Here is a 10,614-nt window from a genome sequence, read left to right as displayed (position 1 = left end):
TGATTGTGTTATTTATAAAATTATCCTATGTATTCAATTACTGTAATTAAACTTCACTACATATTTATTACTACCAAAGATATTAATGAATCGGCGTTGCACAATTTGAGGATTATTGTAGTGAGTAGGGTTAGGCGTACCGCAGGCTTTGAAAATACACGCCTTCGGTCTCATGGGCCCCTCCACAAAAAGAATCAAAATCATCCCACTATTATGCAACCCTAATTAACCCGCTCATACGATATCTTTCACTCTACAAAAACCAACCAACCAGGCAGCATATAAAATCCCCTCGCGCAGAAGCTGGGGAGGGGCAATGGTCAATAAAATTATTGGTTTTAAATTATCGAGATGTAGGTCTTTTTTTGCAGTATGAAGAGGTATCGATCGAGCGAACGACCCATCTTGGTCAGTCGCTAAGATAATTTCCCGGTGGGAAACCGAGAAATTATCAACTAAATCAACCTTTTTTCTGCTGGCGTTGGAGCTTAGTTTTCCAATTGGCGATATCCTTCTGAGCCTGCTGATAACTCTTAGTACCCGACGGCACCAGCGAAGCAGCTTCAACTGCCTCTTTCAGCTTTCCTTGAGATCCGCGCAACTGAGCAATTTTGAGAATAGTTTCGCTCCACCCTCCAATCAACTGCTGAGCTTCTTCATACTTCGGCTGACCCGGTTCAATTTTATTAGCTTGCTGGATGCCTTTACTGTAAGAAGAGGCAACACCCCGCTTAATTTGACCCTTAGCAGCCGATAGCAAAGCAGCATTTACATCTTGGTCTTTGGATAGCTCCTCCCACTGAGCGATCGCCTGTTTCGACTGATTGTAAACAGGCCCATTGACATCAGGCATCAATTTAGCCGCCCCGATCGCCCCCTGGAAATCGCCTCGAGCAGCCCGCCCGTTAGCTATATCCAAAATTGTCAAACTCCAGCGCTCAATATCCTGCTGAGCCTGCGGGTAGAGCGGATCGCTAGGCGGAATCGTTCGAGCCTTAACCACTGCTTTATTAAAACTAGAAGCCGAACCATCCTTGAGGAAAGTTTTCGCCTCAGCCCACACCTGCTGGCTGGATGGTGGCTGCTTGGTTCCACTCCCTGCTTGCACCGCCCGCGGCTGGTTCTGTGACCCCCCAGTACCAGTCAATTGTTGAGATCCAGAGTTTTGGGCATTTTTAGCAGGCGAGCGAGGATCTCCTTCCTGCTGACCAATAAAAATTGATTTGTTCGTCACAAACACACCCAACAGCAGCACCAAAGCCGTAGCTGAACTCCACAAAACTAGCTGCTGCAAAAATGACTTATCCGACCCCCCGTTATGCTCATCCTCCGGCTTTTGCAAGTTCGGTCGATCGCCCCCCCGATCGGCAGGGGCCACAGCATTTGGCTGCGACACAGGCGGCATCTCAACCGGCGAATCCTGAGCATTGCGAACTGCCGGAGGCAGATCCATTCGAGCCGTAGCCGTCGCCATTTGCGGGCGATCGAACCCATCAGCCGTACCAACCATCATATTGCCGTTGCGTCCGGCCAACGCAGCAGTTGGTACCCCTGAAGCATCCGGCAAAATCACCAAATTAGCCTTTCCTGGAGGATTCACCACCATCAAAGGTTCTTGTTTCGGACGCAAATGGTGGTCACACAGCTCCGGCAGTCGATCGCTCAAAAAACGGTCTAAACCCTTAATCGTCATGCACTGTCCCGATCGCAGCCCCTCCAAAAGCGCCGTCGTAAAAAACCCCTGACGCAAAGCCGAAGTTTCCCGCGAAACTTGATTCGCGCGGCAAGAAAGCACCGTCGGAATTTCCAGTTCCCGCGCCAGCTCGGCCGTTTGAGAGCCGATCGTTTCCCCCGCTTTCACAATCTGGCTGCGGTTCATATCAACCAGCACCAACACCGTTTCCGTAGGAGCGTTTTTCAGAGTATTCAACAGCAACTCTACCGGAATCCCCGTACCCTGAATGTCAGCCGGATTGCCGTCAACCGGCATCAAATAATCCTTACCTTCATAGCTAACACCATAGCCGCTAAAAAAACACCAGAGTAAATCTCCCTGTTGCACATGTTCGGCGCAGAGGGTTTGGGTCAATCTCAGAATATTTTCCCGATTTGGATATGTAGATTGACCCCACAGCGACGGCGAGCTATCGGTCATCAGCAGACATCCATCCGGCGCAAAACCCGCCTCCTCAGTCAAAAAACCGTACAGAGCCTCTGCATCCTCTTGGGCGTAACTCAAAGGCTGGAGTAACTGATATTGATTGATGCCTATTGCAATACAAGCGTGATTTTTCATCCCCATATGCCCTATATATATAGTGGACAGCTTGCACAAAACGATAACACATACCCGTTTAAGGTTATACCCACTTTCGCCAGCACTCACAGAGCAGTTGTCCGAAGGCCGAACTCCCAACAAGCCCCCAAATTTAGCATCCTAGAATTTTTAATTTTTATATGGTCGTACAAAATTCTCCCCTGTGCCTGCCTTTAGAAAAATAAAGTTAAATTGGATACATAGGCCCGTCTATTTGACTCTAATTTTCACCAAACTACACCAAAAAGGAATAACCCGCCCATGGTCTCTACCGCCAAAAAAGAAATCTCCCCCCACAGCGAATCGCTCCTGAAGCAAAAGCATCCTAAAACTCACAGCCACTATAGGTTTCAAGATTTTTTTGCCTTCGATCGCCAGATGGGTACAATTGACGACTGGAATGAGTCGCGCAACATTTTTACCAGCGAAGACTTCATTATCGGTTTGGTGGAGGGGCTCGAAGAAGAAGTAGGCCCCGCGTCCTCTGTCATCATGTATACTATTGGTTGCCAGTGGGGACTCCAAGATTCTGAATTTTTTCAAAAATGGTTTAGTGCCGAATTCGACCAAAACATTCGCCAGTCAAATCTCATGTTTCTGCTAGAAACTTGGTGGTGGCCTTTCACGGCTCAAGGTTGGGGTCGCTGGGAAGTTGACATGAGCGATCGCAAACACGGCTGCATCTTCATCAACCTCTTTGACTCAGCAGTTGCTCGCACATTGGGAGACGTAGGCAAACCGGTTTGTCACCTATACGCCGGTTTGTTCGCCGGTTTCTTCGGCTCTTTAGTCAAAAAGCCTCTGAGCTGCATAGAACTCCAATGTTACTCAATGGGAGAAACCTATTGCAAGTTCCTGCTTGGCAACCCAGATAAAATTGATGCAGCAGCATTCTGGCTCAACGAAGGTGCCAACGCCCGCGATATTCAAAATCGACTGCAACACGGTGAAATATTGCGGTAAACAACCTGGAAAGGCACATCCCCTGCCCTGCCTTTCCTCCCACCAATTTCGCGATCGAAAGTGCGATGGTGGACTTCTCCAGGCAGGAAGAAAGATGAAAAGTCAAACTTCATGGTTGGGCCAATCTGTCCAAGAATTCTTTGGTCACTATAATTGGCTGGGAAAATCTTTAGAAACCCCAACTGGCTCTACCCCCGGTCAACTTCTGAGTTTAACCCAGCCAGTCGCAGACTTTTTTCAAGCTATTTCTTGGGAAGGAATTCCGGAAGTAGGTGCCCTCCCCCTACCGCCACCCTTGCCAGTAATTTCTATTTCTGAACAAGCAGAAGTCACCATTGATGACCTCTTCGACCTGTTTTAATCTGTGTAGGGAATGGAAAATGACCCTGCGTTAATATTAGGAATTCCGCACTGCAACTGGTAACTTTATTATTTATTATTGGGAAGTAGGAAAACTCCTAATAAAGAACTACCACTTGCAAAATGCCAACTGACTTCCTTTTATCAATTACCGATTACCACTTAATTAAAATCATGCACCCTGAGATTGAGGCGCTGCTGGATCAGGCAGAAAACCGCTTTTTAAAAGGCGAAGAACTCATAGCTTTTAAGCGTCAAGCTGTAACCCTTGTCCAGCGCTTAAAAATTTACGAATTTTTGCGAGAGAAGGAAGCAAGCATCTTCCAACCAGTAGCTACCAAACTACAAGAAACATTCCCCGACGAAAAACAAGAAACCTTAGAACGATCGCTCAAACACTGGGTTTTAGTCTTGCGGTACTGTGCTATGGCTATGCTGCTCAACGATCAAAACTTTCTCGAACAGCGCCTTGTAGACTGGCTTTCCGGCATAGTCGAAGCCCACCAAACTCAAAAAATAGAAGCAACTGTTTGCAATCTGCTGCAAACTCGTTTAAAAGAATTGCTTTCCGAGCAAGCCCGGGCTATATTGCAACCATTTTTCGACCAAGCACAGTCAATTATTATTGACCAAGGTAATAAATAATCAGCTTTCTTCCCAATTTCCAATTCCCGATTCCCAATTCCCAATTCCCAATTCCCGATGATTAATATTGCCGACTTACTCAAACAGCCCCGACTCCCTGGAAACTACTTTGCCAGCGATGCCTACGTCCGAGGCGACCTCGAACTCGGCCTCCTCGAAAACCGCCGGGGCGATCGGCTCCTAGCGCTCCCAGAAACACTGATTCAAGCCATTTATATCGGCTTAGAACAAGAAACAGGTCAAGCCTCCCGCCTCGTGCTTTTCAACTGCGGTCGCTGGTGGGGTAAAAACTTCTACGTGCGTTTTTGCGAAGAAGTCAGCGAATACTACGGTCAGCCAGTTTCTGAAATGGAAATGGTAGAATTTATTCAGTCCTTACAGCAGTGTTGGAAAACTCATGGATGGGGAACATTTGATCTTGACCCCAGCTATTCAGAACATGGATTTTTAATAGTAAAAATTGCTAACTCTCTTTTTGCTAAAACAGCCCCCAAGTCTAAGCGACCAGCCTGTTTTCTAGAAGCAGGTATTTTAAGTTCTTTCTTTAGTCAGCTTACGGGTCGAGAACTTCACTGCCTGCAAACATCCTGCGAATCATTGGGTTCGGACTGCAACCGCTTTATTTTAGGGCTGCGCGATCGCCTCCAACCTGCTGATTCTATGGTCGAAGAAGGAAAAGACCATGAAGCTATTCTCAGTCAACTTTTTCAAAAAAAATGACTTATTTGACAGCTATTACTTTGTTGCTAATAGCTGTCAAATCGATTTTTTGCCAGCCATATTATCGACCGTATTATCAAAACTGTGAGTTAAATTATAAAAAAGCTCGTTAGTTAAAAAATAAGGTTTTAGCAATTCAAATAAAACCTGATGATAACTAGCAGCTAAAAACTTCATAACTTACTCTAGAAACTCATAAAATTTAAAAGCAATCAAAACCTCAAATATTTTGCTAGAACTTAATGGACGCCAATGAACTTCTAACTCGATATGCAGCCGGCGAAAGAGATTTTAGACTGGCAAATCTGCGCGGCATTGTGTTGAGTCCGATCGATTTATACCGTTCCAGCGATGCCCCAACTCTAATTTTGGCAAACCTCAACCAACACCAGCAACGACCCTACTTAATCGGTGCTAACCTCAGCGGGGCAGACCTCACCAAAGCCCATCTGAGCCGAGCCAATCTCAGCAAAGCTGACCTCAGCGGAGCCAATCTCACCGGCGCCAACCTCATGGCAGCCAGTCTGAGTGGAGCCAATCTCATCGGAGCCAATCTCAGCGGCGCCAACCTAGCCGGATCTCATCTGAATTGGGCAAACCTGACCGGAGCAATTCTTCCCAATGCTAATCTCATAGGTGCAGATATGAGCGCCGCTAACCTCACCAAAGCCGTTCTGACTCAGGCCAATCTCAGTAAAGCCTATCTGATTAAATCCAATCTCAACGGAGCAAACTTCAAAGATGCTTACTTAAGTCTAGCGAGTCTCAAAGAGGCAGACTTGACCGAAGCACAGCTCACCGGAGCCGAATTATCCAAAGCCAACCTAGCCGGAGCCAACTTAACCCGTGCTAACCTCAGCAAAGCCAACCTGTTGAAAGCTAATCTCAGGCGAGCTAACCTCACTCAAGCCTATTTAAACGGCGCGTGCTTGATCGGATCAGACCTTAGCGAAGCTTGCTTGGATAGAGCCAATATGTGCAAAGCAGACCTCAGCAAAACCTATCTGAGAAACATTACTTTGAATGGCAGCCACTTAAGCGGTATTAACCTCAGCGGAGCCGACCTCAGCGGTGTAGACTTGAGCCGCAAACTTTTAACTGGAATTAATATGGCAGAGGCATTGTTGAATGAAGCCAACTTAAGCGGTGCTTATCTGATGGAAGCTAACTTGAGCGGAGCCAACCTCAGCAAAGCCAACCTGAGTCTAGCCTACCTGATCAATGCTGACCTGTCTAATTCTTGCCTGCATGAAATTAACTTGACCAAAGCTAACCTGAGTAAAGCCAACTTGCAGAAAGCTGACTTGACAGGAGCCAACCTCCGGGGAGCGATTCTCACTGAGGCGGATTTGACGGGAGCGAAGTTGATTGGAGCCACTCTTCCTAACGGCACAGTTTATCGGCGTTAACTGGTCAACCCCCTTGATTATTTGCCGAGTAATGTGCGGTTAATGTCCAGAATCGGAAAAAATAGGTTCCTTTCTTCCACCGTGAGATATTGCTTGAGGACCTTTTTCATCACATCGTAGGTCACGGTCGCAGTATTTCTAACTTGAACAGCGCCTAAAATAGTTTGCAACCAAAGTAGTAGCCGATCGCGCAATCGTTCCGTATCATTAATCAACAGTGCTGCCGCCGAATGCCTCAACACCCGCACAATATCTCCACGGCACTTTTCAGTGACATCGTTACCCCCCCGCCGAAATAAACTAGGGTCTAGAGACTGCATTTGTGCTTCCACTTGCCGCATAATTTCTGTTTCAGAGGCTTGAATTTTTTTATAAGCACTCATCCGGTGATTCAAAGACTGAAAGTAGTCTTTCAAAAATTGGAGTTCTTCTGCACTGGCGTAGCGTCCGTCTGCTTCCATGCTCAAACGCGCAAGTTGGCTCAACATAGATTTTTCTCTACTACTAAAATACAAACATATCAGTTTTAAGCTTCTTTAGTCCGAACTAAATACTGTCCTACTTGAAAGCGGGTTTCATTAAGCTGTGTAACGATAGAACGAGTAATTAACTTTCCTGATTCTACAACTACTTGACCCGTAATTGGGTGTAATAAATCTTGCTGGGCCCGGCGGCCGATCAAAGCTTCGACATTTTCAATAGCATTAATGTACATCCCCGCAGGCAACTCTACAACCACACCCTCGCCCATAATTTGAGCCTGACAAGCAAGTCGCGAATTGGCTTTAGCCGTAGTAATGACTTCCAACGTCCTTTTCTCGCGGCGGTTCATGTCCGACAAGCCTTCCATGCCTTCTTTAATGTAAACATGGCAGGTAGCGCACATTCCCCGCCCCCCGCATTCCTTGAGAACGTCTAAGTCTTTGGAAAGTAAGGCCGACAGGATATTGGATCGGGTTTCGACTGCTATTTCCTCCGCAATTGGATCTAGTTTAATAATTTTAACCATATTGATGTTTGCTCCTGTCAAGTTCAGTATTTAGCAAGTTACGATCAACTTATTCAAAGCGCAAAAAAATTTGGCTAACACTCAAAAAGGTTAAGATGCCTTGACGACAGCATCGGCTTCTGGCTCTCTAACCCCTATGGCATAACCGCACTTCTGTTTTGGTCATATCGCTATTCCCTCGCCCCGATTCCCCAGCTTAGCCTTGAAAAGCTAAAACCTTAGATACTTTCTGCAGGGCATTGAAAAAACTGTAATAGTCGCGATCGACTAAAATAGCAGCCACAGGTAGTTCCCGATCGGGTAGCGGCATCCGGCAAGATTGATAGTGATTCCGAAGCTCCAGGATTTTAGTAGGTGCGACAGTGCGATCGCTCTCAAAGAGGCTGAGAATGAACCTGAGATAACATAGGCTGTACCTGGCGAGGGATTCAAAAATTTGAATTTTTGTCAGAATTATTTACATATTTTAATACTAGCTCAAGCTTTTTCTATAATTAGACCGATGCAACATTCTAAGTACCGCATTTTAGGGCTAGTCGGACAAGGACAATTTGGTCGAGTCTTTTGTGCCACCGTTCGAGAAGCTCCCGCCCAGGACTCCCGCCTCACCAGCCAACTGGTTGCTCTCAAAGAACTTAGTCATCAAAAAGCCCCAACTAGCGAATTCTTGCGAGAGCTGTGGTTTCTGATCACCTTGCAGCACCCGAACATTGTTACCTGCCGAGCTCTAGAACACACAGCTACAGGCAGGTACTTGGTTATGGACTACTGCGAGGGAGGAACCCTCCGCAACCTGCTCAAACAAGAGCGCCCCTTGCGTCTGCTCGAAGGTTTGCAGCTAGTCATGGAAGTTTTAGCAGGCTTAGACTACGCCCACCGCCGAGGCGTAGTTCACTGCGACATCAAACCCGAAAATATCCTCCTAACTTTAGGATCCAAAGGTTGGTCGCCCCGGCTGTCTGACTTTGGCATCGCGCGTCGGCTGCCAGAAATTGGTACCACTCGCCTCCACCAAGAAATTTCTCCCGACGCTACCGTCGGTTCCCCCGCTTACATGGCCCCAGAGCGGTTTTACGGTCTTTTTTCCCCGATGTCAGATATATATGCAGTAGGAATTCTGCTGTTTGAATTGCTAATGGGCTACCGCCCTTTCGGGGGAACCCCCGGAGACTTGAGGTGGGCGCACCTGAATCAACGCTTGCAATTTCCCGACGCCATCCCCGAACCTTTGCAAGCAATAGTCAAAAAATCTTTAGAAAAGCTGCCAGCCCGCCGTTTTGCCAGTGCTTCCCAAATGGCTCAAGCTCTGCGGCTGATCATGTACGACCCCGCTGTCAGGCAATTGGGCGACTGCATTATTCCTTGGGAAAATCCCACAAGTGGTGATAAAAGTCTGAAGTCTGAAACTGAGTCTTTACTGGAGGTGGAAGAGGAAAAAGCATCACAGTCGGCTATTAATTTACTTCGGACTGTGCGCTATTCGCTTTCGCAGCCAAAGCCACTGATACTTCCTGCACCGTTGACCGCTTTAATTGCCACTGAAACGTATCTCTATGCTGCTGTAGGTACAGAGGTGAAGGTTTGGTCTCAGCCGGGAAAACAGCTAGTTACAGGAGAAATGTCTACTTCTATTTCATTAATGCCGGAAATCGTGCGTGGCATTTTACCTGTTTCCGACGGCTGCTGCGTTCTCACTCCCCAAAAACTTTACTGGCTCAACGATCGCTCTTGGGAACCTCAGTGCCTGCTGGATATGGGTTTGAGGCAAGGCCCAGATGCTTTAAAAGCTGCTATTGACTCTCACGGCAACTGGTTGACAGTAGCGGTTCCTGGCGAACTGCGTTTTTATTCTTTAGCGGGAAACAGCACTGCGGGCGATCGGAAAAAAGCGCTGAAGCCGATCGCTACTGTGCCTTTACCAGAACACTATTTACCAGAATTAATGTTTTTGGATCGGCGACACGTCTTAGCAGTTTGGCCTGACAACGAACCAAAAAATCCTCAAACTATTTTTAGAGTTTACACTCGCCGCGGCACGCCGGTGGGTTCTGTGCGGTTGTCTGCCAGTGTGGGACAGATGCTGTTGACACCTGAGCCTTATACTTTGCTGGGAATTCCCCAAGGTGGTAAAGCGGCGGTGCTGTTGATGAAATTGTGGCCGCTCAAGGTAGCGCGAATTCCCCTTGAAAGTTTGCCCGTGTCTGCTTGTGTGGCTAATTGGGGATGGGTGTTGGCAGATGTTGAGGGGCAGATAGAAGTGTTAAACAGTCAAGGGATTCAAGTAGGGAATTTTAGCAGCCCCGCCTCACCCCGGGCGATCGCTCCTTGGGGGAATAGAGGTTTGGTGATTGCTGTCAATACTGAGGAAGAGAGTCACTTGCACTTTTTAGATGTAGATGTTGAGGAGACCAACTCGCGCTCGCTCATCAAGGGCTGATAACTGGGGTAACTGAAGGAGTTTGGGGGTGTAGTTCAGGATAGTGTATTTGCGGGCGATCGATTCCTGGGAGTTCGATCGGGGTTAGAGTACCGTGTCGTGTCAGCTTCTGGATTTTGAATCAGAGGAATGGTTAAGGGCGATCGGCTCAATCTGAGACCCAAACCTCCCTCAGTAAAGTCCCAGAAATGCAGACACCACTTACATATATATATGACTCATGCACCAGCCTGCTTCTGTCATCCTCACCCTGTGATCCAGCCTCACCCCTTACACTCTAACTTTGCCTAACCTCTACTCCAAGTAAGCCCCATCATGTTGAACCACTGAGTCCTTATACCCATGCGCGGGAAATAGTCCGCCCCAAAGCCGTATTTGGGCCCAAAAAAAGACCCCATAGTTAAAAGAGGAGTCAGCCAGGGGATACCGGAGCAGGTCACAAGTGCCGAAACCCTTGATGTGTATAGGTTCAAAAAAAAGTCAAAAATATTTTCGCAAAACGCTTGACAACTCTGGGGAGAGTTGATACATTAATAAAGCGCCAGAAGGGAAGCGGTTCAAACAACCGCGAACTAAAGGTAAAAAACTGAACCTAGAAAAAAGAATAGTTTGAAAGCTTAAAGCACTATTAACCTCGTCAAAAAAATCAAGATAGAGAGTAAAAGCATCGCTGATATTCAATATCGCAAACAACGAGAAAAAAGTCAAGGGAAAAAAACCAGCATTTGTGCTGAGTAGAAAGAACTTGACGTAA

10 protein-coding genes are annotated in these 10,614 nt (G+C 47.0%); 6 read left to right on the top strand and 4 right to left on the bottom strand.

Annotated elements, in window-relative coordinates; translation table 11 throughout:
• Nucleotides 1-460: 460 nt before the first annotated feature.
• Nucleotides 461-2,296: a peptidase C14 gene (locus tag QUB11_RS30150; RefSeq protein WP_333207322.1), complete on the bottom strand. Its 1,836-nt coding sequence runs from the start codon at nucleotides 2,294-2,296 to the stop codon at nucleotides 461-463.
• A 282-nt stretch (nucleotides 2,297-2,578) separates the two neighbouring features.
• On the opposite strand from QUB11_RS30150, the gene QUB11_RS30145 reads away from it, so the two are divergent.
• From QUB11_RS30145 to QUB11_RS30125, 5 genes are all read left to right on the top strand, one after another.
• On the top strand, nucleotides 2,579-3,280 hold the full coding sequence (locus tag QUB11_RS30145) for a V4R domain-containing protein (protein WP_333157607.1): 702 nt from the start codon (nucleotides 2,579-2,581) through the stop codon (nucleotides 3,278-3,280).
• 94 nt (nucleotides 3,281-3,374) lie between these two features.
• Nucleotides 3,375-3,641 (top strand): hypothetical protein, encoded by a 267-nt coding sequence (locus QUB11_RS30140; protein ID WP_006635916.1) that lies wholly within the window; start codon nucleotides 3,375-3,377, stop codon nucleotides 3,639-3,641.
• A 122-nt stretch (nucleotides 3,642-3,763) separates the two neighbouring features.
• Nucleotides 3,764-4,285, top strand: coding sequence for a phycobilisome protein (locus QUB11_RS30135; protein ID WP_333257879.1), 522 nt, complete (start codon nucleotides 3,764-3,766; stop codon nucleotides 4,283-4,285).
• Nucleotides 4,286-4,342: 57 nt separating this feature from the next.
• Entirely contained in the window at nucleotides 4,343-5,005 is a 663-nt protein-coding gene (locus tag QUB11_RS30130; protein WP_333207324.1) for a V4R domain-containing protein, read from the top strand.
• Between the two features lie 242 nt (nucleotides 5,006-5,247).
• On the top strand, nucleotides 5,248-6,414 hold the full coding sequence (locus QUB11_RS30125; RefSeq protein WP_333207325.1) for a pentapeptide repeat-containing protein: 1,167 nt from the start codon (nucleotides 5,248-5,250) through the stop codon (nucleotides 6,412-6,414).
• Nucleotides 6,415-6,431: 17 nt separating this feature from the next.
• On the opposite strand, the gene QUB11_RS30120 is transcribed toward QUB11_RS30125, so the two are convergent.
• A complete protein-coding gene (locus QUB11_RS30120; protein ID WP_333392478.1) occupies nucleotides 6,432-6,902 on the bottom strand; it encodes a phycobilisome protein in 471 nt (156 codons plus the stop codon).
• Between the two features lie 38 nt (nucleotides 6,903-6,940).
• Nucleotides 6,941-7,423 carry a 2Fe-2S iron-sulfur cluster-binding protein gene (locus QUB11_RS30115; RefSeq protein ID WP_333057691.1) on the bottom strand — a complete coding sequence of 161 codons (483 nt, stop codon included), beginning with the start codon at nucleotides 7,421-7,423 and terminating at the stop codon, nucleotides 6,941-6,943.
• 502 nt (nucleotides 7,424-7,925) lie between these two features.
• On the opposite strand from QUB11_RS30115, the gene QUB11_RS30110 reads away from it, so the two are divergent.
• A complete protein-coding gene (locus QUB11_RS30110; RefSeq protein ID WP_333392476.1) occupies nucleotides 7,926-9,860 on the top strand; it encodes a serine/threonine-protein kinase in 1,935 nt (644 codons plus the stop codon).
• Between the two features lie 480 nt (nucleotides 9,861-10,340).
• On the opposite strand, the gene QUB11_RS30105 is transcribed toward QUB11_RS30110, so the two are convergent.
• Nucleotides 10,341-10,614, bottom strand: a 274-nt coding sequence (locus tag QUB11_RS30105) for a hypothetical protein (RefSeq protein WP_333207327.1), incomplete at its 5' end; no start/stop codon positions are given.

Origin of the sequence: Microcoleus sp. B6-A1 (assembly GCF_036705085.1) — a bacterium.
GTDB lineage: Bacteria > Cyanobacteriota > Cyanobacteriia > Cyanobacteriales > Microcoleaceae > Microcoleus.
Note: the sequence above shows the minus strand (reverse complement) of the source record. Positions and strands in the feature narration are given on the sequence as shown.